This is a genomic window from Tropicimonas sp. IMCC34043 (genome assembly GCF_003390845.1).
Lineage (GTDB): Bacteria > Pseudomonadota > Alphaproteobacteria > Rhodobacterales > Rhodobacteraceae > Tropicimonas.
Genome location: NZ_QMEK01000002.1, coordinates 398,068 through 420,542, shown reverse-complemented (window position 1 = coordinate 420,542; position 22,475 = coordinate 398,068). Strand labels below are relative to the sequence as shown.

The window sequence follows — 22,475 nt, the reverse complement described above, 5'->3', positions numbered from 1 at the left end:
CTCCCCGGCCGCTAACCTGTCGCTTTCAGGGCCCGTGTCAACTCGCGGTCGAGCGCCTGCGAGAATCGGGCGCGGTCCGATTTCGAGAACGGCCGCCCGCCGCCGGGGCGCAGCGGATCGGCACTACGCAGCTCGGTCATCAGGTTGCGGGTGGCAAGCACGCCGCCGATGTTGCGCTCGGTCAGCACCTCGCCATCGGGCTTGATCACCACGGCACCCGCCGCGGTGCAGTCGGCGGCCAGCGGAATGTCGGCGGTCACCACCACGTCGCCCGGCCCGCAATGGCTGGCGATCCAGCGGTCGGCCACGTCGAGCCCCTCCTCGACATAGACGATCCGCACCAGCGGATTGGCGGGCGGGCGCAACCCGCCGTTGCAGACCAGAACCATCGGCACCCGGTGGCGGGTCGCAACGGCCTCGGCCTCGTCCTTGACCGGACAGGCGTCGGCATCGATCCAGATCGTGCTCACGCCGCGCTCATTGCGTCGGCGTGAAAGGCGACGTGCTCGGCCATGAAGGTCGAGACGAAGAAATAGGAATGGTCATAGCCCGGCTGGATTCGGAAACTGCCGGGCTGCCTGCGGGCGGCCATGGCCTCGGCCAGCGCCTCGGGCATCAGCGCCTCCAGAAACTGGTCGGCGCCGCCCTGATCGACCAGCAGCGGCGCATCGAGCCCGCGTTCGCGCATCATCAGGGTGGCGTCGTGCGGTGCCCACGCCGCCTTGTCCGGCCCCAGATAGGCGGTCATTGCCTTGCCCGCCCAGTCGGACGCGGTCGGATGGGTGATCGGCGCGAAGGCCGAGACCGAGGCGAAGCGCCCCGGCAGGCCCATGGCGAGGGTCAGCGCGCCATGCCCGCCCATCGAATGCCCGGTGATCGCCTGCCGCTCGGGATCGATGGCGAATTCGGTGGTCACAAGCTGCGGCAGTTCCTCGGCCAGATAATCCCACATCCGGAAATTCGCGGCCCAGGGTGCCTCGGTCGCGTTCACATAGAACCCCGCGCCCTGACCGACGTTATAGGCCGCGTCGTCGGCCACGCCCTCGCCCCGCGGCGAGGTGTCGGGAAAGACCAAAGCCAGCCCGTGCCGCGCGGCATGGGCCTGTGCGCCCGCCTTGACCATGGCATTTTCGTGGGTGCAGGTCAGCCCCGACAGATACCAAAGCACCGGCACCGGCCCAAGGCGCGCCTGCTCGGGCAGGAAAAGCCCGAAGGTCATGTCACAACTGCAGGCGGACGAGGCGGCGCGATAGACCCCTTGCGTGCCCCCGAAACAGCGGTTCTCGGAAATCGTCTCCATCATCTGCTCCCTTGTCCTTTGCCCCGGCCTAGCGCGCAAAACCGGCGCCCGGCAAGGGCCGACCCCGCGGCAAACGTCACACGAGGGCGATGATCGCCGTGACGGTCAGCACCGAAGCCGCGGTCGAGACAAGGATCGCGGTCGAAACCCGGTGCGGTGCGACGCCGTAGTGACGCGCGAGGATATAGACGTTGCCGGCAACCGGCAGCGCGGCCGCGGCGATCATCACGCCGGCCGAATAGCGTTCGACCGGAAACAGCACGAGTGCTGCAAAGGCCACCATGGCCGGGTGCAACACCAGCTTGCAAAACGAAAGCCAGGCCGCAACCGACAGCCGCTCGGCGTTCTTCGAGGCCAGCGAGGCGCCGATGGCAAACAGCGCGCAGGGCGTCGCCGCGGCCCCGAGCAGGCCGAGAAAGTCGTCGAGCGGCCCCGGCATCGGCAGGCGCAGCGCCGACCAGGCGAAGCCCGCCGCAATCGAGACGATCATGGGATTGCTCAGCAACCCGCGCCCCACGGTTTGCAGGATGGCCGGCGACACCCGGCCATCGCGGCTGCCGGTGATGAGGATCACGATCAGGCTGCTGAACACCATCAGATCGACCGCCAGCACCAGCATGATCGGCCCGATCGATGCCGGCCCGAGCAACACCGCCAGCATCGGCACGCCGAGAAAGCCCGTGTTGCCGGTGACGGCGCATTGCGCCTCGACCGCGGTTTCGGCCACCGTCAGCCCGCGAAAGATCCCGACCGCCGTCGCCAGAAGGTAGACCGGCAGGGTTCCGGCCAGATAGGCTCCGAGGAAGGTCCAGTCCAGCACCTCGGTCAGGCTCAGTTTTGCCGAAAACCGGAACAACATGGCCGAAAGCGCAAAGTAGAACACGAATTTGGTCAGCCAGGCCGTCGCCTCGTCGGGAAAGACTCGGGTCCGGCCGGACCAGTAGCCCAGGGCGATCACGCCGAAGAACGGCAGGGTTTTGGCAAGGATCGGCAGCATGTCTGGCGCCTAGCACGACGGAAGGCTCTGGTCACGTGCGGCGGCTGTCGCAAATGACGCAGAAATTGCGCAGCACTTGCGCAAATTTTACACCGTTGCCCTATGGTGCCCTCGGACGACGGCAGGCGCCCCCGTCGGACCAACAAAGGCCTCCTCTGTTTGGAGGTGAATTGACAATGGCTGCAATGCCGAGCCGCAGCTTGACCGGGACGCGGTCCAGGCTGCCTTTTGCTTTGCGCCACGATCCTTCGCCGGTACCGGCCCCCCGAGGGCTTTAGAGTGCCTGCGCGAACCGGATACTGGTCTCGATCCACTGCAGGCGCAGGGGTCGCTTTTCCACTGCTTGGCTTGATGAACCGAACCCATCGGTTTAACCTTTGCGACACAGCGGGGGTTTCGATGGGTATGTCCGAAGGCCGGATCAAGCGTGGGCGCAAATTTGACCAGGTGGTCCTTGGCGCACGCGAGATCTTTCTTCAGGACGGATTCGAAGGCGCCAGCGTCGATCTGATCGCCAAGGCGGCCGGGGTGTCGAAGGCAACGCTCTACAGCTATTTCCCTGACAAGAGACTTCTGTTCATGGAAGTGGCCAAGACCGAATGCCGGCGCCAGGCGACCGGCGGGATCGATCACATCGACCCCGACCTGCCGCCCGAGATCGTGCTGCGGGACGCGGCCATCCGGGTGACAAGCTTCCTCATGTCCGATTTCGGCCGCGCGATGTTTCGCGTCGTCGTGGCGGAAACCGTGCGTTTCCCGGGGCTTGGACGCGAGTTCTGGGTCAATGGCCCGGCACGGGCACGCGGCGTGCTGATCGACTATTTTCGCACCGCGGTCGCGCGCGGCAGCCTCGAGATCGAGGATATCGACCTCGCCGCCGACCAGTTCATCGAGCTTTGCAAGGCCGGCATCTTCACCCGGCTCATGATCGGGCTCGACGATACGATCTCGCAGGAAGAATGCGACCGGGTGATGCACGGCGCGGTCGAGATGTTCATGGCCCGCTATGGCGCACGGGACGCGGTTCAGTCGATCCGGCGCACCAGCAACTGATTTCCCGGACCGCGGCGGGTCTCGAAGATCGGGATCGACTGCACCAGGTCCGAGAGCTTCTTCTTGCCATAGCTGCGGGTATCGAAATCGGGGCTGGCCGAAACGATCAGCTGGCCGATCTGGCCCAGTGTGTACCAGTCGTCGTCCTGGTCGATCGAATCCATCGCCTTCAGGATCAGGTCGCGGGCCTCGATGGCAGGCTTTGGCGCCTCTTTCTTGCGGTCGGCAACGCCGGCGGTGCCGGCCTCGGACGTAGCCGCAGCGACGGTCGTATCGATATTTTCCAGATAGATGAATCGCTTGCAGGCCTTGCGAAACGCCTCGGGCGTCTTGCGCTGGCCGACGCCATAGGCATCGAGCCCCTGTTCGCGGATCCGGCTGGCCAGCCTCGTGAAATCGCTGTCCGAGGACACGAGGAAGAAGCCGTCAAAGCGCGCGGTGTGCAGAAGGTCCATCGCGTCGATGACAAGCGCGATGTCGCTGGCGTTCTTGCCCACGGTATTGGCCGGCTGGTGGTGCGGCACCAGGCCGAATTCGGCCTGCACCTTGGACCAGCCCTTCATCTGCGGCGAGGAGAAGTCGCCATAGACCCGGCGAACCGAGGCTTCGCCAAAGCCCGCGATCTCGTCGAAGATGGCCTTGGCGAATTGCGGCGAAGTGTTGTCGGCGTCGATCAGGACGGCAAGCAGGGGGCGTTGGTCGGACATGGGAAACCTTTCGGCCAGTGCGGCCTGTGGAGACGGCAGGACCGGGGGCTGTGCGCCCCCGGACCCCCGCAAGGTATTTTGGCCAAGAAGAAGGCCCTGGCAATCAGTAGATGACGACGGAGCGGATGCTTTCGCCGGCATGCATCAGATCGAAGCCGCGGTTGATATCGTCAAGGGCCAGGGTGTGGGTAATCATCGGATCGATCTCGATCTTGCCCTGCATGTACCAGTCGACGATCTTCGGCACGTCGGTGCGGCCGCGGGCGCCGCCGAAGGCGGTGCCGCGCCAGGACCGGCCGGTCACCAGCTGGAAGGGCCGTGTCGCGATCTCGGCGCCGGCCGGGGCGACGCCGATGACGATCGATTCGCCCCAGCCGCGGTGGGCGCATTCGAGCGCCTGGCGCATCACCTTGACGTTGCCGGTGCAGTCGAAGGTATAGTCGGCGCCGCCGATCGTGTCGCCGCGCCGCTTGGTGAGGTTCACGAGATAGGGCACGATATCTTCGCCGATCTCGGCCGGGTTGACGAAGTGCGTCATGCCGAACCGTTCGGCCATCGGCTTCTTGTCGTTGTTCAGATCGACGCCGACGATCATGTCGGCCCCCGCAAGCCTGAGCCCCTGAACCACGTTCAGCCCGATCCCGCCAAGCCCGAAGACCACGGCGGTTGCGCCGACCTCGACCTTGGCAGTGTTGATCACGGCGCCGATCCCGGTCGTCACGCCACAGCCGATATAGCAGACCTTGTCGAACGGCGCGTCCTCGCGGATCTTCGCCAGCGCGATCTCGGGCAGGACCGTGTGGTTCGAGAAGGTCGAACAGCCCATGTAGTGCAGGATCGGATCGCCATCGAGAGTGGTGAAGCGCGAGGTTCCGTCGGGCATCAGCCCCTGACCTTGCGTGGCCCGGATCGAGGTACAGAGGTTGGTCTTCTGGCTGAGGCAGGAATAGCATTCGCGGCATTCGGGCGTGTAGAGCGGGATCACGTGATCGCCCGGCTTCACGCTGGTCACGCCCTCGCCGACCTCGAGCACCACGCCCGCGCCCTCGTGCCCCAGAATTGCCGGAAACAGCCCCTCGGGGTCGGCTCCCGACAATGTGAACTCGTCGGTGTGGCAGATGCCCGTCGCCTTGATTTCCACAAGCACTTCGCCGGGCCGAGGGCCGGCGAGGTTGACCTCCATCACCGTCAGCGGCGATCCCGCCGCCAAGGCGACCGCAGCGCGTGTTTTCATTGCCTGTTGCTCCAGTTAGACTGCCCCCGACCGTGGACGATGCGCCCGGATAACGCAACCTGCGAGGAACCAATGAAGTTGAGATTTGCCGGGGCAGCAACCCTTCTTCTGGCGCTGGCCGCCTGTGATCCGATGGGACAGCAACCGATCTCGGAAGAGATCTTCGTCAACGGCCCCGCGGCCGATACGACGGCTGCGACCCCGCTGCCCGGGGCCGCGCTGCCGCCGGCAAGCGGCGGCCAGAACACGCCGGGCGACGTGGCCGACCCGGCGCTCGAGATGGTCGAGCAGGACCCCTATGGCCAGGTGGTGCAAAACGCCTCGAGCGGTCTGACCGAACGGCTGCCCGACACCTGCAAGCTGGAGACCTTCCAGTACCTGATGGGCCTGACCCCGGCGGCGGTTGCCGCGGCAGGATTCTCGGAACCCTACCGGATCGTCGGGCCGAACGACATCGTCAGTCAGGAATACAACCCGCTGAGGGTGAATTTCTATACCGACGAACGCGGCCAGATTAACCGGATCATCTGCGGCTGATAGGGGGCGGCGGCGCCAGGGCGCCGCGTCTGCCCGGGCCGATCGGGGACGCGCGGTACCGGTGTGCGTCCTTGTTTGCCCGTGAAACGCCGGCGCGGAGCTGCTCCGGGACGTCCCGTCAGCGCCGGCGCCGGGTCACCTTGCGCTTTTCCGCCGCTTTCGCGGCCTTTGCCCGGCCGGGCTTGCGCCGCACCGGCGTACCGCGGCCGCGCGCCTGCACGCCCGCGCGGGCAACCGGCGTGCCCTCAAGCTCCAGCAATTCCAGCATCAGGCCGCCCGTGACCGGCACCGCCTCGACCAGCCGGCAGGTCACCCGCTGCCCCAGCCCGATCACCCAGCCCGAATCGGATCCCATCAGGGTCTGGCTCTCGCGGTCGAAATGGAAGAACTCGTTGCCGAGCGAACGGATCGGCACCAGCCCGTCGGCCCCGGTGTCATCGAGCTTCACGAAGACGCCGAAGCGCGCGATGCCGCTGATCCGCCCCGACACCTCGGTGCCGACGCGTTCGGACAGGAAGGCTGCAAGATAGCGGTCGGTGGTGTCGCGTTCGGCGGCCATCGACCGGCGTTCGGTTTGCGAGATGTGTTCGGCCGTCTGGTCCAGCCGTTCGGCCTCGGCCTCGGTTATTCCGTCCTTGCCCCAGCGATAGGCCGAGATCAGCCCGCGGTGCACGACCAGATCGGAGTAGCGCCGGATCGGCGAGGTGAAGTGGGCATAGGCCTTCAGCGCAAGGCCGAAGTGGCCGAAATTCTCGGGGCTGTAATAGGCTTGCGTCATCGAGCGCAGCGTCGACATGTTGATCAGCTCGGCAAAATCGGTGCCGGCGGCATCGTGCAGAAGCTTGTTCAGATGCCGGGTCTGCAGCACCTGCCCCTTGGCAAGCGTCAGCCCGCTGGCCGCCGCAGTCTCGCGCAGCGCTTCGAGCTTTTCAGGCGGCGGTTCTTCATGGACGCGGTAAACCAGCGGCTGGCGTTTGGCGCCGAGCGTCTCGGCCGCGGCGACATTCGCGAGAACCATGAAGTCCTCGATCACCCGGTGCGCCTCCAGCCGGTCGCGGAAGTTGACAGATGTCACCTCGCCCTGGGGCGACAGCACGATCCGGCGTTCCGGCAGGTCGAGGTCGAGCGGCTGGCGGCGTTCCCGCGCGGCGGCGGCGGCCTTGTAGGCGGCCTGCAGCGGTTTCAGAACCGGGTCGAGGATCGGGCCGCAACGGTCGTTCGGGTCGCCGTCGAGCGCCTGCTGAACCTCTTCATAGCTGAGCGATGCCACCGAGCGCATCAGCCCGCGGTGGAACGAATGGTCGATCTTCTCGCCCTGTTCGTTCAGCCGCATCCGGCAGGCGATACAGGCCCGCGGCACGCCCTCGTGCAGCGAACACAGATCGCCCGACAGCCGGTCGGGCAGCATCGGCACCACCCGGTCGGGGAAATAGGTCGAGTTGCCGCGCATCCGCGCCTCGACATCGAGCGCCGACCCCGGCGTCACGTAATGGGCGACATCGGCGATGGCGACCCAGACGACATGGCCGCCGGGGTTTTTCGGATCCTCGTCGGGATGGGCAAAGACCGCGTCGTCGTGGTCGCGCGCGTCCGAGGGGTCGATGGTGATCAGCGGCAGGTCGCGCAGATCCTCGCGGCCGGCAAGGCCCGCGGGCTTCATCCCGTCGGCCTCTTCGATCACCTCGTCGGGAAAGTCGTCGGGGATGCCGTGCTGGTGGATGGCGATCAGCGATACCGCGCGGGGCGCCGAGGGATCGCCGAGCCGGGTGATGACTCGCGCCGTGGGCAGGCCCATGCGGCCACGCGGGCTGGCCTGTTCGGCCTCGACCAGTTCGCCGTCCTTGGCGTGATAGGTGGCGCCGGCCGGCACGGCCCATTCCCGGTCCATGCCCTTGTCGATCGGCACGATCCGCCCGCCTTCGGTCTGTTTGCGGAAGACGCCGAGTATCCGCACCGGGTTGTGGCCGATCCGCCGGATCAGGCGCGCCTCATACTGGTGGCCGTCGCCGCGCACCTCGGTCACCTTGCCGAGGATACGGTCGCCTTCGCCCAGCCCCGGATCGGTCTCGCGCGCGACATAGAGAACCCGCGGCTCCGGCCCGTCGCCGTGCCATTCCAGCGGCCGGGCAAACAGGTCGCCCTGCGCATCGGGTGCAAGCAGCTGCAGAACGGTGACGGGGGGCAGTTTTTCAGGGTCGCGGAAATGCCCGCGATCGCGGTGCAGGTGGCCGTCGCCCTCCAGCTCCTTCAAAAGCCGTTTCAGGTCGATCCGCGCAGCACCCTTGACCCCGAAGGCCTTGGCGATATCGCGCTTGGAGTTTCTGCCCGGGTTCTCGGCAATCCAGTCGAGAACCTGAGCCTTGGTGGGAAGCTCTGCCATAGTCGGGGCGTAGCATGCGGCCCCTGGCCTGTCACGCGGGATGCGCAGGCCGCCGCGGGGCGGCCTGCGATGACCGGTCAGACCCGTTCGATTGCGACGGCAATGCCCTGCCCGCCACCGATGCACATGGTGACGAGCCCGAGCGTGCCCCCGCTGCGCTCAAGCTCATAGAGCGTCTTGACCAGCAGGATCGCCCCGCTTGCCCCGACCGGATGGCCAAGCGCAATCGCACCGCCGTTCGGGTTGGTCTTGTCCGGGTCGAACCCCAGCGCCCGGCCGACCGCCAGCGCCTGGGCGGCAAAGGCCTCGTTCGACTCGATGACGTCGAAGTCATCGACGCCGAACCCGAACCGTTCGCACAGCGCCGTGACGGCCGGGATCGGGCCAAGCCCCATGACGTCTGGCGCCACGCCCGCGAGGGCGTAGCCCACGATCCGGGCCCGCGGGGTCAGCCCCGCAGACTTCGCCGCCGCGGCCCGCGCCAGAACCAGCGCGGCAGCACCGTCGTTGATGCCGCTCGCATTGCCCGCGGTGACGGTCCCGCCCTTGCGGAAGGCGGGCCGCAACCCGGCCAGTTGCTCGAGCGTGCTCGCCTTGGGGTGTTCGTCGGTGGCAAAGGCCACGGGCTTGCGCCGAACCATGACCTCGACCGGCAGGATCTGGCTTTCGAACCGTCCCTCGGCAATCGCCCGCGCCGCGCGCTGCTGGCTTTCCAGCGCAAAGGCGTCCTGGTCCTCGCGGCTGATGTTGTGGGACTCGGCGACGTTCTCGGCCGTCACGCCCATGTGCCCGGTGCCGAAGGGGCAGGACAGGGTGCCGATCATCATGTCAACGGCCGTCACGTCGCCCATCTTGGCGCCGAACCGCGATGCCCCCATGGAATGCGGCGCGCGGCTCATCACCTCGGCACCGCCGGCAAGGGCGAAATCCGCATCTCCGAGCATCAGCGATTGCGCCGCGGTCACCACCGCCTGCGCGCCGGAGCCGCAAAGCCGGTTCAGGTTGAGAGCCGGCACGCTGTCGGGTACGCCGGCCTCGATCGCCGCCACCCGCGACAGGTACATGTCGCGCGGCTCGGTGTTTATGATGTGTCCGTAAACCACCGTGCCGATCTGGTCCGGCTCGACGCCGGCGCGGGTCATCGCCTCGGCCGCGACCTTGGTGGCAATCTCGGTTGGCGGAACACTGGCCAGCGCACCGCCAAAAGTTCCAATGGCGGTTCTGACACCGCTCAGAATGACTATTTCTTCCATGCTTCCTCCCCATCGCCGCGAACGCCTCCTCGCGCACGCTTGGAACCAGTCTAATCATGGCAAGACTGTTGGCGGAAGAAGTGTTGTAACCGGGGGAGGCGCTATGGCCCGGGACGGCGCGCGTCAGACGTCGGAGGTCTTCCAGAGTCGGTCGACGACCTTGAGGAACTGGTCGGCTTCAGGGCCGAGCCGGGCCATCAGATCGTGCTGATAGCCTTTGGCCAGTTCCGACAGTTCCATCATCATCACGTGACCCGATTCCGTCACCGACAGATGCACCAGCCGTCGGTCTGTCGGATGCTCCTCGCGGCGCAGATGGCCTGCGGCCTCGAGGCTTGCCGCCGCCCGCGACACACGCGATTTGTCCAGATCGACCAAACGGTGGATATCCCCGACGCTGGCGGGACCGGTGCGCCACAGATGGGCGAGCACGCGCCACTCCTGTCGCGACAGGCCGAACCGCTCGGCATAGTGCTGCGAGAAATCGCGGCTGAGCTGACCCGCAAGGACCACCAGCCGGAAAGGAAGAAAATTTCCAAGTTCAAAATCGGTCAAAGCGTCACGTCCTGTTTTCGGTGCATAGCTGAAGGAAAGCCGGATTTCCGTCAAGCCGCGCCAACCCGGAAACCGGTTCTCCAAGGCCACAATCAAGCCTTTACGCAGGGTTAGCCAAGCCTTTACGCAAGGTTAGCCAACCCTTTGCGCAGGGTTAGCGCCCAATCAATAGGTGACTTGATGCACCGGTAGGCGACCCTCGTCGGTCAGAAGCCAGGGCGTGCCATCCTCGATCGCCACGGCAGACACCGGCCGGCCATAGCCGGCGCCGGTATCGAGATTGAGCCTGTTGCCATAATCGGTCACCTGCTCGACCGGGGTGTGGCCATGCACGATCAGCGCCCCGTGATCGCGCGGATCGGTCAGGAAAGGCTCGCGGATCCAGATCAGGTCCTGCTTTTCCTGTTCGGCAAACGGCACCCCCGGCCGGATGCCGGCATGGCAGAAATAGCAGCCGGCCTCGGAATGGGAGGTGCCGAGGGATTCGAGAAAATCCAGATGTGCGGCCGGAACCGCCTTGTCCGCCTGTTTCCGGATCCAGCGCAGCGGCAGCCAGTTCGAAACCTTCACCCCGTAGGAGGCGAGCGTCCGGCGCCCGCCCAGTGGTGGCGTCAGCCACCAGGCCGCCGTCTCGAATGCCGCGCGGTCGCCGGGCTCCATGGTCAGGAAGCGCAGCAACATCTCGTCGTGATTGCCGAGCAGCATCACATGGGGCAGCCCGGCGCTGCGGCAGGCGAGAAGATGGTCGAGCACGCCGCGTGAGTCCGGCCCGCGGTCGACATAGTCGCCGCAATGCACGACCGTCTCGCCGCCGCCGCCGCACTCGGCCTGATCCCGCGCAATCAGCTCATGAGCCGCCTGCAGCTTGTCGACGTGACCATGCACGTCCCCGATGGCATAGATTCGCATGAGCCGGACATTCGCACGAAACGGCGGGCACCGGAACGGCAGGCGCGACACCTGGTCAATATTTCGCCTTTAAATTGAAAAGGGGCGCCAAAGCGCCCCTTCCGAATTAGTCGCTGTGAAAGCCTCGTTCAGCTCCGGCGACGTCGCACCAGAGCGACAGCCCCCAAAGCACTGACAAGTATCATGCCGGATGCCGGCAGCGGAACCGGCACCGTCGATGCCTGACCAGCAAATCCGACAAATACGGAATTCTCAGCACTCGCGTCCAGCGTGTAATAGACCGTGAAATCGCCAAGAACAGACGAGCTAATCAGCTTTGCAACGGATGCAAGTGTTGTCGGAGCAAAGACCATGACGTCAGAAGGATCGAACGACATATCTGCAGAGTCGATCCCGAAGGTGACCAGTTCAAGATCGCTGCCGGAATTGAACCCGATCCCACTGAAGAGAATATCGAGGTCGGTGGCATCCGACACCTCGAAATCGAAGGATTCCGTCTGGCCCGGAGTCAGTTCGAACAACCCGGACCCGAAGTCCGAGGTAAGCGGGATAGCAAACGCTGATACTGGCAATACCAGTGCGAATGCGGTGGCGAGGAATGTTTTCATGTACGTTCAGCCTGCTATACTTTTGATTTCAGAAGCACCGCGGTTGCGGAACCAACTCTCAGAAAACCCAGCACAATTCTCCAGGCACATTAGCCTTACAGACCTCGAGCCGGGTAATTACGATTACCAAGCCACAGGACCAATGATTCTGTCAATATTAATTAATGAGTTTTTATGGCCATTACCGAGGCCGTCGCGCGGCCTGGCATCGCCGCCCGACGCTACTGCCCCGGCACGAAACGAAAAAAGGCTCGCGACGTTGCGCGAGCCTTTCGGCGTGATCTTGCTGGTAAGACTTTCCGGTCGGGCCGGGGACGCGAGTCGCCCCCGCCGGAGGCGATTCGCGCGGTCGAGCGCCCCGTCAGGATACGTTGAAGGCCAGCGGTCGAATCGCCCGGAACATCCCCGTGGCGTGCAGCTTCTCGACCACCGAAGGATCGACTGGCTCGTCGACATAAAGCAGCGCGATGGCATCCTTGCCCTGCTCGCTGCGGCCGAGGGTGAAGTTGGCGATGTTCACACCGTTGTCGCCCAGCGTGCCGCCCAGCGTTCCGATGATCCCCGGCACGTCCTCGTTGGTGGTATAGAGCATGTGCGGCCCGATATCGGCGTCGATGTTGATGCCCTTGATCTGGATGAACCTCGGCTTGCCGTCCGAGAACACCGTGCCGGCAATCGAACGTTCGCGCTGATCGGTGACGACTGTCAGCTTGATGAAGGCATCGAAGACGCCGGACTTGGCCTGCGTGGTGCGCGCCATCTTGATCCCGCGTTCGGCCGCCTGGATCGGCGCCGAGACCAGGTTCACCTCTGGGTTGACCGCCTTCATGACACCCGCGATCGCCGCACAGCCGAGCGCGTCGAGGTTCATCTTCGACACCGCACCGTCAAAGAGCAGGTTGATCGCCTTGATCGGCTCGTCGGTCATCTGGCCGACGAAGGCGCCAAGATGTTCGGCCAGCTTCAGCCACGGCCCCATCACCATCGCCTCTTCGGCGGTGACCGACGGCATGTTCAGCGCGTTCTCGACCGCCCCGGTGTTCAGATAGGCCGACATTTGCTCGGCCACCTGCAGCGCCACGTTCTCCTGTGCCTCGGTGGTCGAGGCGCCAAGGTGCGGAGTGCAGACCACGTTCGGCAGGCCGAACAGCGGGTTCTCGTTCGCCGGTTCCTTCGCGAAGACGTCAAAGGCGGCGCCGGCGACATGGCCCGACTTCAGCATCTCGGCCAGCGCTTCCTCGTCGACCAGCCCGCCGCGGGCGCAGTTGATGATTCGCACGCCCTTCTTGGTCTTGGCCAGGTTCTCGCGGCCCAGAATGTTGCGGGTCTTGTCGGTCAGCGGCACGTGCAGCGTGATGAAATCGGCACGCCGCAGCAGTTCGTCGAGCTCGACCTTGGTTACACCGAGCTTGGCCGCACGCTCGTCCGACAGGAACGGGTCATAGGCGATGACCTTCATCTTCAGGCCCACGGCGCGGTCGCAGACGATCCCGCCGATATTGCCGGCGCCGATCACACCCAGCACCTTGGCGGTCAGCTCGACCCCCATGAACCTCGACTTCTCCCATTTGCCGGCATGGGTCGAGGCGCTGGCCTCGGGGATCTGGCGGGCGACCGCGAACATCAGCGCAATGGCGTGTTCGGCTGTGGTGATCATGTTGCCGAACGGCGTGTTCATCACGATCACGCCCTTCTTCGAGGCAGCCGGGATGTCGACGTTGTCGACCCCGATGCCGGCGCGGCCGATCACCTTGAGGTTGGTGGCCTTCTCCAGCAGCTTTTCGGTCACCTTGGTGTTCGACCGGATGGCGAGGCCATCATACTGACCGATCACTTCGGCCAGCCGTTCCTTGTCCTTGCCGAGCGTGGGATCGAAATCGACGTCGATGCCATTGTCGCGGAAGATCTGGACAGCGGTTTCGCTGAGCTGGTCGGAAACGAGTACCTTGGGAGCCATTGTCGTGGTCCTTTTGAGACAGGGGGACTTGTGCCCCGGACAAGTTCCGGGGCCCTTTGGCGCGTATCGGGAAGTGTCCCGGGTCAGACCCGGGACCGGGGATCAGGCCGCTTCGGTCTGGGCGGCAAGTTCGGCCTCGAAGGCCCAGACGATCCAGGGCACCAGCGCCTCCAGATCGGCGGTCTCGACCGTGGCGCCGCACCAGATGCGCAGGCCAGCCGGCGCGTCGCGATAGGCGCCGACGTCATAGGCCACGCCTTCCTTCTCCAGCCGCTTGGCAACGGCCTTGGCGAAGGCGGCGCCATCCTTGATCCGCTCGTCGGTGAACTTCAGGCAAACCGAGGTATTCGAACGGATCGCCGGGTCGGCCGCGAGGAAGTCGATCCAGGGCTGTTCGGCCACCAGCTTCGCCAGCACGGCCGCATTGGCATCGGCGCGCGCAATCAGCCCCTTCAGCCCACCGACCGACTTGGCCCAGTCGAGCGCGACAAGATAGTCCTCGACCGCCAGCATCGAGGGCGTGTTGATGGTCTCGCCGACGAAGATGCCCTCGATCAGCTTGCCGCCCTTGGTCATGCGGAAGATCTTCGGCAGCGGCCAGGCGGGGGTATAGCTTTCCAGCCGTTCGACCGCCCGCGGGCTGAGGATCAGCATGCCATGCGCCGCCTCGCCGCCCAGAACCTTCTGCCAGGAGAAGGTGACGACATCGAGCTTGTCCCAGGGCAGATCGACCGCAAAGGCGGCCGAGGTCGCGTCGCAGATCGTCAGGCCTGCGCGGCCCGCAGGGATCGCGTCGCCGTTCGGCACCCGCACACCCGAGGTCGTGCCGTTCCAGGTAAAGACGACATCATTGTCGAAATCGACGGTTGCGAAATCGACGATCTCGCCATAGCCGGCGGTCTTCACCTCGGCGTCGATCTTCAGCTGCTTGACCACGTCGGTGACCCAGCCGGCACCAAAGCTCTCCCAGGCCAGCATCTCGGCCTTGCGTTCGCCCAGCAGCGACCACAGCGCCATCTCGACCGCCCCCGTGTCCGAGCCCGGAACGATGCCGATGCGATAATCGGCCGGAACGCCGAGGATCTCGCGCGTCGTCTCGATGGCGGCCTTCAGCTTGGCCTTGCCGATGGCGGCCCGGTGCGAGCGGCCAAGCGCTGCATCCTTGAGCGCATCGAGCGTGAATGAGGGGGGCTTGGCACAGGGGCCAGAAGAGAAGCGCGGATTGGCCGGGCGCGCTGCCGGAGTGTCGATCGCCATGATCAGGTATCCTTCCAGATATCTGCCCCTCGTTGGGGAGGGGTGTCCCGCTGCGGGTCATAGAACCGCTTGGGCAACGCTGGCAACAAGAAAATGCGGCGCCGATAGCTTGGCATGCTGCTGCACGGCGCCGCGGGCAGGATCGCGTTCACTATCGGAAACATGCGGCCATGCCGCAGCGAAAACGACTCACGATGAAATTGCGGTGCGGGTGTAGACTGGCGCAGGTCGCCAATCGTTTGCGCGACCGACGCGAACAGGGAGAGTGGAGATGCGCGTTCAACTGGTACCCTTGCTTGCCCTTGGATTTATCGTGCCGGCCATCGGCCATGCCGAAACCCTCTTGGAACGGGGCGAATACCTCGTCACCGGCCCGATGGGCTGCGGCAATTGCCATACACCGATCGGACCCGAGGGGTTCGTTGCCGGAATGGAACTGACCGGCAGGCTGGTCGAGCAAAACGAGATGTTTACGGCCGTATCGGCCAATATCACCCCGGCCGGAGAGATTTCCGGCTGGACCGACGCGGAGCTGGCCCGCGCCATCCGCGAAGGAATCCGGCCCGACGGATCGCTGATCGGCCCACCGATGCCGTTCCCGATGTACCGCGGCCTGTCCGATACCGATCTGTCAGCGATCGTCGCCTATTTGCGGACAGTACCGTCGGTTGCCTCGGACTTGCCCGAATCGACCTACAACATTCCGTTGCCGCCGGCCTACGGCCCGCCGGTCGATCACGTCGCGGACATACCGCGCGGGGTCACGGCCGACTACGGCGCCTATCTGGCCGGTCCGGTCGCGCATTGTATGGAGTGCCACACGCCGATGGGACCGCAGGGCCCGTTGCTCGACACCGATCTGGGTCGGGGCGGATTCGAGTTCCATGGCCCCTGGGGCACCTCGGTCTCGGCCAACCTGACCAGCAGCGAGGACGGGCTGGCCGATTTCACCGACGCCGAGATTGCCGCGATGATCACCAAGGGCGTGGAACCCGACGGTTCGCCGATGCTGCCGCCGATGCCCTATCCGTTCTTTGCCAAGATGACCGACGAGGACCTTGCCGCGATCATCCTCTATCTGCGCAGCCTGCCGCCGCTGCCCAACGCCGGATGAAACGTTCCCCCGGGCCCTGGATGCCCGGGGAGAAACCGATCGCGGTTCCGTCAGGTATTTCGACCAAGAAGAATGCGCCATGTCTTCTTCTTGGCTTAAATACCTGCTGTTCGACGTCGGCCCCGGGCGCTGTCGCATGGCGAAATGCCTCTGGCCCTTTATCTCCGGCGCGCCCGCCGGTATTGCGCGCGCAACAGAAACCACGGGGCCGCCCCAATGTTTGTTGCAACGCTGCTGACCAACCCCGCCGATCCCAGCCTCGAACCGCCGCTGGTCGAGGCGCTGCGCTCGGCCTGGGGCGGCGGCGCGGCGCGCTGGCTTGCGCGCGGGATCGCCGCCGAGTTCGCCTTGCCCGCAGTGCCGGACAACCTCTGGCAGGTCTGGGACAGTCTGCAGGCGCAAAAGATCGACCTGGCGGTGCAGAAATCCCAGGGCCGGCGCAAGCGGATGCTGCTGGCCGACATGGATTCCACCATGATCGGGCAGGAGTGCATTGACGAGTTGGCCGACATGGCCGGCGTCGGCGCGCGCGTGAAGGAGATCACGGCACGGGCGATGAACGGCGAAATCGGCTTCGAGGGCGCGCTGCGCGAACGGGTCGGGCTGTTGAAGGGGTTGCCGGCGGCGGTCATCGACCGGGTCTATGCCGAGCGCATCACCTTTACCCCTGGCGGTGCCACGCTGATCGCGACGATGAAGGCAAATGGCGGCCATGCGGTGCTGGTTTCCGGCGGCTTCACCGCCTTCACCTCGCGGGTCGCCGCGGCGCTCGGTTTCGACGAGAACCGGGCCAACACGCTGCTGATCGAGGACGGTCATCTGACTGGCGTTCCCGCCGAGCCGATCCTTGGCCGCGAGGCCAAGATTGCGGCGCTGGAGGAGATCACCGCCCGGCTTGGCATCGGGCACGACGCGGTGATCGCGGTCGGCGACGGGGCCAACGATCTTGGCATGCTGCACCTTGCCGGGACCGGCGTTGCGCTGCACGCCAAGCCGAGCGTTGCCGCAGAATGCGACATTCGCGTCAACCACGGCGATCTGAGCGCGCTGCTGTTTCTGCAGGGGTATGCCGCGGAGGACTTCGTCACACCCTGAGTGACCCCGCCGAAGGGTCCCGCAGGTGCGGCCGATGCAAGCCGCGCGGCATCGGCCAGCCCCGGCCTAGTCGAACAGCCCCGGCACCGGCTGCATCCGCCCGACCTCGATCCCGCGGCGGTTCCGCTCCGGCGGCGCCAGATAGGCCCGCGCGGCAGGGTCCGCCGGATCGAGCAGGCCGGCCCGCACCAGCAGGGCCGCAATCACGCATTCGGCGGCGCGCAGACCGCCATCCTCGATCTTCAGCGCAATCCCCAGGCCCGCGTCGGGCAGGATCGCGATATAGACCGCCTCGGCGCCGAACTTGACCACGCCCCGGCCAGCCAGCGCCCGGGTCAGCATCGTGTCGGCCCGCCCCTCGCCCGCAATCATCACCGGATGCGCCATCATCGCCTGCACCAGCCGCGCCTGGGCGCTGGCGCGGGGTCCCTGACCCGCGCGGGCATTGGCAAAGCTTGCCATGGCGCGGGCATGACCGGCGAGGCTCGATGCAAAACTCGGCGCCGAACATCCGTCGATGCCGAAGCCCGGGCTGGTCTCGCCCGTCAGATCCTCCCATGCCGCCAGCACGGACCGCTGCAGCGGGTGGTCGGGCTCGACATATTCGGGACCGGCACCAATGTGGCGGGTCACCGTCAGAAATCCCGCGTGCTTGCCCGAGCAGGTGTTGTGGATCTGACAGGCCTGACCGCCACCGCACAGCAGCGCCTTGTGGGCCGCCCGGTCCTCGGGCTCTTGCGGGCCACAGCGCAGGTCGGTCTCGCCAAGTCCCAGATCCGCCAGCCAGCGGGCGACCGCCTGGGTGTGAACCTCGGCACCGACGTGGCTCGCGCAGGCCAGGGCCAGATGCCGCTGGGTCAGGCCCAGGGCATCGGCTGCCCCGGTTTCGATCAGCGGCAGAGCCTGCACGACCTTCTGCGAGGACCGCGGCAGGATCACTTTCCCGGGATCGCCCCAGGCCGCCACGACCTCGCCCTCCGGGCCGCAGATCACCGCATGACCGGAATGCACGGTCTCCCGGAATGCGCCGCGCCAGATCTCGACCATTTCAACCGCGCCCATAGGCCGCCCCTTTCCAACTCACTTCGTTGCCGATATTTGCGTCTCTGGGGTTTTCGCCCCTGCCACAACTGCGTTACCATAGTTGGCGCAGGTTGAAATTCCTTCCGCTTCGCTGAGAGTCCGCCAAGGGCCGAAAGCGGCACACTTGAGGCAGAGACAGCTGGAGGCTGTGACACACATGACATTCTGGATCAGAACTGGCGCCGTCGCCGGCATTGCCCTTCTTGCTTGCGCACCGCTGTCGGCGCAGGAGTCGACCAACCGGGTCGCCGCCAAGACCGACTGGAGCGTCTTCGTCGAGGACAATCCAAAGGAATGCTGGGGCGTTTCTTCGCCCAAGAAGGTCGAAAATTCCCGTGACGGGCGTGCCGTATCGGTACAACGTGGCGACATTCTTCTGTTCGTCACCTATCGTCCGGGCAGCGCCGAGGGCGAGGTGTCCTTTACCGGCGGCTATCCCTTTGCGGGCGGCTCGACCGTGACGGTCGATGTCGGCGGCACGCAGTTCGAAATGTTCACCGATGGCGAATGGGCCTGGGCCGCCTCGGCGGCCGACGACAGCAAGATCGTGACGGCATTGAAGCGCGGCGCCGATGCGACGCTGACCGCACGCTCTTCCCGCGGGACCCAGACCAAGGACACCTTCTCGCTGATGGGGTTCACCGCAGCGCTTGAGGAAGCCGAGAAGCGCTGCACCAACTGAACCGCGGGGCGCGTTCAAGGATCCTAGCGGCCGGGGTATCGGCAAGATACCCCGGCCGCTTCGCGAGGGAACGGCAGCTTAGCGGCGGCGGCGCGCAAGCGCGAAGGCCGCAAGGCCCGACAGCGCCAGCGGCAGGGTTGCCGGCACCGGCACCGGGCTTGGGATGCCGACATAGCGATAGAGCCGGGTATAGGCATCGAGCTCGCTGCCGCCGCCCGGGTTGGCGATCATCTCGACATACATCTCGACGGTGCCATCCCCGAGCGTGCGCAGCGCCAGACCCTCGACCTCGATGCTGGCCCCGTCGACGCCATCAAGCTGGAACAGTTCGGTGACATGTCCGGTCGACAAGTCGAGGCCGTAGATCGACATCGTGTCGTTGTCCGAACTCAGGTACATCATACCGTCCAGCACCTTGGCACCCTGGATGCTCGACAGGCTCTGATCCATCTCGAGCGTGCCGAGAAAGCTCCAGTCGGTCACGTCATAGATGTTGATCGTGTCGCCAAGCTGCCATTCCTTGCCATAGCCGAGCCCGGTTTCGGCATCGATCGCGGTCCAGCTTGCAACGTCGTTGCGGGGGTTCGTCTCGTCCCCGATCATCGGATAGAGATCCCCCAGATATTCCAGCGTGACGGCATCGAACAATGCCACATGGCCGTTCTGATAATCGCCCTCGGCGCTGTCGAGCGAGGCATGGATGACCCCGTCCCGAACCTCGAAATCGCCGATGTGGTCAAAGCCCTGATCGGCGAGCTCCTGCGGGATACCGCTGACCACATTCATGGTGGACAGATCGATATGGCCGGTTGCGGAAATGAACTGCCAATCCTCAGTGAAGCGGGCCAGACCGTATTGCCACGAGGTGACCCATTCGCCGGCCGCGGCGTTCCAGGCGATGCCCTGGGTCAACTGCAGGCCGGTCTCGTTTTCGTCGACGAGAGGATAATCGACATAGCTGTCGAGAGACCATGTCATGGCGTGGATCGGGCCGGCCGCGGCAACGACGAAAGCGGCGGACAAAAGAAGGCGCATGGGGAACTCCGGTTTTTTTTGTTGATGTCGGGCCCGGGTGGTGACGGGCGCCGTGCCGAGCCCTAGCCTCGCAACGTGTCACTTTTTTCAAGCTTTTGTGACGCCGGTGGGTGCAATCCACATTCCCTAGCGACAGGTCGGACGGCTTTGCATGTGCGGCGATTTCTGCTAGAAAACAGTCTTTCCGAACAGGAGTCTCCCGATGTCTGCGCCCATCACTCAGGATGTGCTGACGCTGCCCCGCAAGCTGCCCGAATCCGACCGGATCAATCTGGTCGGGCTGACGAGGGCGCAGTTGCGCGAGGTGCTGATCGAGGGCGGCACGCCCGAGCGGCAGGCAAACATGCGCGTGGGCCAGATCTGGCAGTGGATCTATCAGAAGGGCGTGCGCGACTTCGAGGCGATGACGAACCTGTCAAAGGCCTATCGCACCGAACTGGCCGAGCGCTACGAGATCGCGCTGCCCGAGGTCGTGACCCGCCAGGTCAGCGCCGACGGCACCCGCAAGTATCTGGTGCGCATCGCCGGCGGCCACGAGGTCGAGACCGTCTATATCCCCGAGGAGGGGCGCGGCACGCTCTGCATCTCCTCCCAGGTCGGCTGCACGCTGACCTGTTCGTTCTGCCACACCGGCACCCAGAAGCTGGTGCGCAACCTGACGGCGGGCGAGATCGTCGGGCAGGTGATGCTGGCCCGCGACGATCTGGGCGAATGGCCGGAACCGGGGCGAGCGCCCAAGGACGAGACCCGGCTTTTGTCGAACGTGGTGCTGATGGGCATGGGCGAGCCGCTGTACAATTTCGACGCGGTGCGCGACGCGATGCAGATCGTGATGGATGGCGAGGGGATCTCGCTGTCGCGCCGGCGCATCACGCTGTCGACCAGCGGTGTGGTGCCCGAGATTGCCCGCACGGCCGAGGAAATCGGCTGCCTGCTGGCTGTCAGCTTTCACGCCACCACCGACGAGGTCCGCGACACGCTGGTGCCGATCAACAAGAAATGGCCGATCGCAAAACTGCTGGACGAGTTGCGCGCCTATCCCAAACTGTCGAATTCCGAGCGCATCACGTTTGAATACGTCATGCTGAAGGGCGTTAACGACAGCGACGCGGATGCCCGCCGGCTGGTCAAGCTGATCCAGGGCATCCCGGCCAAGATCAATCTGATCCCGTTCAACGAATGGCCCGGTGCGCCCTATCAGCGGTCGGATCGCGCGCGTATCCAGAGCTTTGCCGACATCGTCTACAAGGCAGGCTATGCCAGCCCGATCCGCACGCCGCGCGGCGAGGACATCATGGCCGCCTGCGGACAGCTGAAATCTGCGACCGAACGCGCTCGCAAGAGCCGGACCCAGATCGCCACCGAGGCCGGTCTCGGCGGCTGACCATGGCCGGGTCGCGACGGCAGTTTCTTGCGGTGCTGACGGTCGGGATCGTGGTCTCGGCCGGGATCTCGGGGCTGTTGCGCAACCGCCCCCAATCCCTTCGCACCGAACCGATGTCCGACCCGCCGGGCTTTCGCCGGATGGTTCAGGGGCCGGTGTCGGGCGGCGTCCCGGACCCCTTCGTCGGGCTCGACAGCCGTGGCGCGCCGCCGCCGCAGGGCGATCTTGCCGATCTGTTCACCACGCCGCGCACCACCGCGCAGATCCCCGTTGCGGTATTCTCCGATTTCAACTGCCCCTATTGCCGGGTTCTGACCAGGATGGTTGCGGACGAAGCCGAGGCCGGCGCGATCGCAGTGACCTGGCACGAACTGCCGCTTCTGGGGCCGGGATCCGAGGTTGCGGCGCGAGCCGCCATCGCCGCCGACATGCAGGGCGGGTATCTGGCGTTCCACAAGCGCCTGATGCGCAGCGCCTTCCGGCCGAGCGAGGCCTATCTGGCGGACCTTGCGGTCGAACAGGGGCTCGACCCCCAGCGCCTGCTGGCCGACATGTACGGACCCGAGGCCGAAGACCGGCTGCGACGCAGCGTGGCGCTGGCGCATCGCTTCGGCATTATCGGCACGCCCGCGATGGTCGTCGGCAAGGTGCTGGTTCTGGGCGAGATTTCGCAGCGCAATTTCCGGCGGCTGATCGCCGAACAGGCGGGCGGGACCGGCGCGGCCTGACGCCTGAACGGAAAACGCCGCGGCCCCGGGAAGGGTCGCGGCGCAGGGCATTGGACCTGAAACCGCTCTGCGCGGTCAGGCCATGACGGCTTCTTCGTGGTCGCGGCTGAAGGCCATGCCGAGCGCAGCCGCCCCGTCGAACAGCAGTTCGATCCCCAGAAGCAGACCCAGCGACGTCGCAGCCGACAGCGGGAAGTTCGTCAGGATGATGAACCCCAGCACTGCCGAGGCGGCCCCCGAGATCAGGAACAGCCACAGGAAGCGGCGATCTTCCATGGTGAAGGACATGATGATCTTGGCCACGCCGCCGGCCAGGAACATGATCGCGATGATCGTCGTCAGCGCCACCATGCCGCCCAGCGGATTGCCGAGGATCATGATCCCGAGCACGATTGCCAGAAGGCCAAGCAGGACAGTCCAGATCTTGGCGCCGGCACCCTTGGCGCGGAAGCCGGCAAAGACCTCGACCACGCCGCTGAAGATGAAGACCCAGCCCGCGATCACGGTCGCCGCAAGGCTTGCGGCAAAGGGATTCATCAGCGCGAACATTCCGCCCGCAATGAACAGGACGGCCAGCAAAAGCCAGAGAATGCGGTTACCCATCAGA

The 22,475-nt window shown here is 65.5% G+C and carries 22 protein-coding genes; 7 read left to right on the top strand and 15 right to left on the bottom strand.

The window, feature by feature from the left end; genetic code table 11:
- Positions 1 to 11: 11 nt before the first annotated feature.
- The 3 genes from DQG17_RS11725 to DQG17_RS11715 form a co-directional block, all read right to left on the bottom strand.
- Positions 12 to 470, bottom strand: coding sequence for a YaiI/YqxD family protein (locus DQG17_RS11725; RefSeq protein ID WP_116133018.1), 459 nt, complete (start codon positions 468 to 470; stop codon positions 12 to 14).
- On the bottom strand, positions 467 to 1,300 hold the full coding sequence (gene fghA, locus DQG17_RS11720; RefSeq protein ID WP_116133177.1) for an S-formylglutathione hydrolase: 834 nt from the start codon (positions 1,298 to 1,300) through the stop codon (positions 467 to 469). The genes DQG17_RS11725 and fghA overlap by 4 nt, the downstream gene beginning before the upstream one ends.
- A gap of 76 nt (positions 1,301 to 1,376) precedes the next feature.
- Complete coding sequence (locus DQG17_RS11715) at positions 1,377 to 2,297, bottom strand: AEC family transporter (protein WP_116133017.1); 921 nt, start codon at positions 2,295 to 2,297, stop codon at positions 1,377 to 1,379.
- Positions 2,298 to 2,696: 399 nt separating this feature from the next.
- Here DQG17_RS11715 and DQG17_RS11710 point away from each other — a divergent pair, with 399 nt between their 5' ends.
- Entirely contained in the window at positions 2,697 to 3,350 is a 654-nt protein-coding gene (locus DQG17_RS11710; RefSeq protein WP_369908022.1) for a TetR/AcrR family transcriptional regulator, read from the top strand.
- Here the strand turns inward: DQG17_RS11710 and DQG17_RS11705 are convergent.
- A complete protein-coding gene (locus DQG17_RS11705) occupies positions 3,323 to 4,057 on the bottom strand; it encodes an NYN domain-containing protein (protein WP_116133016.1) in 735 nt (244 codons plus the stop codon). The two genes, DQG17_RS11710 and DQG17_RS11705, sit on opposite strands and share 28 nt — an antisense overlap.
- Positions 4,058 to 4,160: 103 nt before the next feature.
- Complete coding sequence (locus DQG17_RS11700) at positions 4,161 to 5,291, bottom strand: S-(hydroxymethyl)glutathione dehydrogenase/class III alcohol dehydrogenase (protein WP_116133015.1); 1,131 nt, start codon at positions 5,289 to 5,291, stop codon at positions 4,161 to 4,163.
- 72 nt (positions 5,292 to 5,363) lie between these two features.
- On the opposite strand from DQG17_RS11700, the gene DQG17_RS11695 reads away from it, so the two are divergent.
- Positions 5,364 to 5,828 carry an I78 family peptidase inhibitor gene (locus DQG17_RS11695; RefSeq protein WP_157973593.1) on the top strand — a complete coding sequence of 155 codons (465 nt, stop codon included), beginning with the start codon at positions 5,364 to 5,366 and terminating at the stop codon, positions 5,826 to 5,828.
- 118 nt (positions 5,829 to 5,946) lie between these two features.
- On the opposite strand, the gene rnr is transcribed toward DQG17_RS11695, so the two are convergent.
- The 7 genes from rnr to DQG17_RS11660 all read right to left on the bottom strand — a co-directional run bounded on the left by rnr (position 5,947) and on the right by DQG17_RS11660 (position 14,747).
- Positions 5,947 to 8,208, bottom strand: a complete 2,262-nt coding sequence (gene rnr / locus DQG17_RS11690) for a ribonuclease R (RefSeq protein ID WP_116133013.1) — start codon at positions 8,206 to 8,208, stop codon at positions 5,947 to 5,949.
- Between the two features lie 77 nt (positions 8,209 to 8,285).
- Positions 8,286 to 9,461 (bottom strand): beta-ketothiolase BktB, encoded by a 1,176-nt coding sequence (gene bktB, locus DQG17_RS11685; RefSeq protein WP_116133012.1) that lies wholly within the window; start codon positions 9,459 to 9,461, stop codon positions 8,286 to 8,288.
- Between the two features lie 123 nt (positions 9,462 to 9,584).
- Positions 9,585 to 10,016, bottom strand: a complete 432-nt coding sequence (locus DQG17_RS11680) for a MarR family winged helix-turn-helix transcriptional regulator (RefSeq protein WP_116133011.1) — start codon at positions 10,014 to 10,016, stop codon at positions 9,585 to 9,587.
- 165 nt (positions 10,017 to 10,181) lie between these two features.
- Positions 10,182 to 10,925, bottom strand: coding sequence for a metallophosphoesterase (locus tag DQG17_RS11675; RefSeq protein WP_116133010.1), 744 nt, complete (start codon positions 10,923 to 10,925; stop codon positions 10,182 to 10,184).
- A 128-nt stretch (positions 10,926 to 11,053) separates the two neighbouring features.
- A complete protein-coding gene (locus tag DQG17_RS11670; RefSeq protein ID WP_116133009.1) occupies positions 11,054 to 11,533 on the bottom strand; it encodes a VPLPA-CTERM sorting domain-containing protein in 480 nt (159 codons plus the stop codon).
- Positions 11,534 to 11,894: 361 nt separating this feature from the next.
- Positions 11,895 to 13,490 (bottom strand): phosphoglycerate dehydrogenase, encoded by a 1,596-nt coding sequence (gene serA / locus DQG17_RS11665; protein ID WP_116133008.1) that lies wholly within the window; start codon positions 13,488 to 13,490, stop codon positions 11,895 to 11,897.
- Between the two features lie 102 nt (positions 13,491 to 13,592).
- On the bottom strand, positions 13,593 to 14,747 hold the full coding sequence (locus tag DQG17_RS11660; protein WP_116133007.1) for a phosphoserine transaminase: 1,155 nt from the start codon (positions 14,745 to 14,747) through the stop codon (positions 13,593 to 13,595).
- Between the two features lie 271 nt (positions 14,748 to 15,018).
- Here DQG17_RS11660 and DQG17_RS11655 point away from each other — a divergent pair, with 271 nt between their 5' ends.
- The gene (locus tag DQG17_RS11655; protein WP_116133006.1) at positions 15,019 to 15,861 is read left to right on the top strand and encodes a cytochrome c; all 843 of its coding nucleotides are present in this window, start codon (positions 15,019 to 15,021) and stop codon (positions 15,859 to 15,861) included.
- A gap of 216 nt (positions 15,862 to 16,077) precedes the next feature.
- Positions 16,078 to 16,956 carry a phosphoserine phosphatase SerB gene (gene serB, locus DQG17_RS11650; protein WP_116133005.1) on the top strand — a complete coding sequence of 293 codons (879 nt, stop codon included), beginning with the start codon at positions 16,078 to 16,080 and terminating at the stop codon, positions 16,954 to 16,956.
- A 66-nt stretch (positions 16,957 to 17,022) separates the two neighbouring features.
- On the opposite strand, the gene DQG17_RS11645 is transcribed toward serB, so the two are convergent.
- The gene (locus tag DQG17_RS11645; protein WP_116133004.1) at positions 17,023 to 18,018 is read right to left on the bottom strand and encodes an asparaginase; all 996 of its coding nucleotides are present in this window, start codon (positions 18,016 to 18,018) and stop codon (positions 17,023 to 17,025) included.
- Positions 18,019 to 18,196: 178 nt separating this feature from the next.
- On the opposite strand from DQG17_RS11645, the gene DQG17_RS11640 reads away from it, so the two are divergent.
- Positions 18,197 to 18,721 carry an invasion associated locus B family protein gene (locus tag DQG17_RS11640; RefSeq protein ID WP_116133003.1) on the top strand — a complete coding sequence of 175 codons (525 nt, stop codon included), beginning with the start codon at positions 18,197 to 18,199 and terminating at the stop codon, positions 18,719 to 18,721.
- 78 nt (positions 18,722 to 18,799) lie between these two features.
- On the opposite strand, the gene DQG17_RS11635 is transcribed toward DQG17_RS11640, so the two are convergent.
- On the bottom strand, positions 18,800 to 19,756 hold the full coding sequence (locus DQG17_RS11635) for a PEP-CTERM sorting domain-containing protein (RefSeq protein WP_116133002.1): 957 nt from the start codon (positions 19,754 to 19,756) through the stop codon (positions 18,800 to 18,802).
- A gap of 202 nt (positions 19,757 to 19,958) precedes the next feature.
- Between DQG17_RS11635 and rlmN the strand changes: the two genes are divergently transcribed.
- Both rlmN and DQG17_RS11625 read left to right on the top strand, forming a co-directional pair.
- Positions 19,959 to 21,140, top strand: coding sequence for a 23S rRNA (adenine(2503)-C(2))-methyltransferase RlmN (rlmN, locus tag DQG17_RS11630; RefSeq protein WP_116133001.1), 1,182 nt, complete (start codon positions 19,959 to 19,961; stop codon positions 21,138 to 21,140).
- A gap of 2 nt (positions 21,141 to 21,142) precedes the next feature.
- The gene (locus tag DQG17_RS11625) at positions 21,143 to 21,868 is read left to right on the top strand and encodes a DsbA family protein (protein WP_116133000.1); all 726 of its coding nucleotides are present in this window, start codon (positions 21,143 to 21,145) and stop codon (positions 21,866 to 21,868) included.
- A 75-nt stretch (positions 21,869 to 21,943) separates the two neighbouring features.
- Here DQG17_RS11625 and DQG17_RS11620 read toward each other — a convergent pair whose 3' ends face one another.
- The gene (locus DQG17_RS11620) at positions 21,944 to 22,471 is read right to left on the bottom strand and encodes an HdeD family acid-resistance protein (protein WP_157973592.1); all 528 of its coding nucleotides are present in this window, start codon (positions 22,469 to 22,471) and stop codon (positions 21,944 to 21,946) included.
- Positions 22,472 to 22,475 lie beyond the last annotated feature (4 nt).

What these genes read in the sequence shown, in the direction of transcription:
- DQG17_RS11645 (WP_116133004.1), bottom strand. Translation starts at nt 18,018, where the DNA reads ATGGGCGCGGTTGAAATGGTCGAGATCTGGCGCGGCGCATTCCGGGAG.
- DQG17_RS11670 (WP_116133009.1), bottom strand. Translation starts at nt 11,533, where the DNA reads ATGAAAACATTCCTCGCCACCGCATTCGCACTGGTATTGCCAGTATCA.
- DQG17_RS11655 (WP_116133006.1), top strand. Translation starts at nt 15,019, where the DNA reads ATGCGCGTTCAACTGGTACCCTTGCTTGCCCTTGGATTTATCGTGCCG.
- rlmN (WP_116133001.1), top strand. Translation starts at nt 19,959, where the DNA reads ATGTCTGCGCCCATCACTCAGGATGTGCTGACGCTGCCCCGCAAGCTG.
- DQG17_RS11715 (WP_116133017.1), bottom strand. Translation starts at nt 2,297, where the DNA reads ATGCTGCCGATCCTTGCCAAAACCCTGCCGTTCTTCGGCGTGATCGCC.
- DQG17_RS11695 (WP_157973593.1), top strand. Translation starts at nt 5,364, where the DNA reads ATGAAGTTGAGATTTGCCGGGGCAGCAACCCTTCTTCTGGCGCTGGCC.
- DQG17_RS11660 (WP_116133007.1), bottom strand. Translation starts at nt 14,747, where the DNA reads ATGGCGATCGACACTCCGGCAGCGCGCCCGGCCAATCCGCGCTTCTCT.
- DQG17_RS11675 (WP_116133010.1), bottom strand. Translation starts at nt 10,925, where the DNA reads ATGCGAATCTATGCCATCGGGGACGTGCATGGTCACGTCGACAAGCTG.
- rnr (WP_116133013.1), bottom strand. Translation starts at nt 8,208, where the DNA reads ATGGCAGAGCTTCCCACCAAGGCTCAGGTTCTCGACTGGATTGCCGAG.
- DQG17_RS11625 (WP_116133000.1), top strand. Translation starts at nt 21,143, where the DNA reads ATGGCCGGGTCGCGACGGCAGTTTCTTGCGGTGCTGACGGTCGGGATC.
- DQG17_RS11700 (WP_116133015.1), bottom strand. Translation starts at nt 5,291, where the DNA reads ATGAAAACACGCGCTGCGGTCGCCTTGGCGGCGGGATCGCCGCTGACG.
- bktB (WP_116133012.1), bottom strand. Translation starts at nt 9,461, where the DNA reads ATGGAAGAAATAGTCATTCTGAGCGGTGTCAGAACCGCCATTGGAACT.
- fghA (WP_116133177.1), bottom strand. Translation starts at nt 1,300, where the DNA reads ATGGAGACGATTTCCGAGAACCGCTGTTTCGGGGGCACGCAAGGGGTC.
- DQG17_RS11620 (WP_157973592.1), bottom strand. Translation starts at nt 22,471, where the DNA reads ATGGGTAACCGCATTCTCTGGCTTTTGCTGGCCGTCCTGTTCATTGCG.
- DQG17_RS11635 (WP_116133002.1), bottom strand. Translation starts at nt 19,756, where the DNA reads ATGCGCCTTCTTTTGTCCGCCGCTTTCGTCGTTGCCGCGGCCGGCCCG.
- DQG17_RS11710 (WP_369908022.1), top strand. Translation starts at nt 2,697, where the DNA reads ATGGGTATGTCCGAAGGCCGGATCAAGCGTGGGCGCAAATTTGACCAG.
- serA (WP_116133008.1), bottom strand. Translation starts at nt 13,490, where the DNA reads ATGGCTCCCAAGGTACTCGTTTCCGACCAGCTCAGCGAAACCGCTGTC.
- DQG17_RS11705 (WP_116133016.1), bottom strand. Translation starts at nt 4,057, where the DNA reads ATGTCCGACCAACGCCCCCTGCTTGCCGTCCTGATCGACGCCGACAAC.
- serB (WP_116133005.1), top strand. Translation starts at nt 16,078, where the DNA reads ATGTTTGTTGCAACGCTGCTGACCAACCCCGCCGATCCCAGCCTCGAA.
- DQG17_RS11640 (WP_116133003.1), top strand. Translation starts at nt 18,197, where the DNA reads ATGACATTCTGGATCAGAACTGGCGCCGTCGCCGGCATTGCCCTTCTT.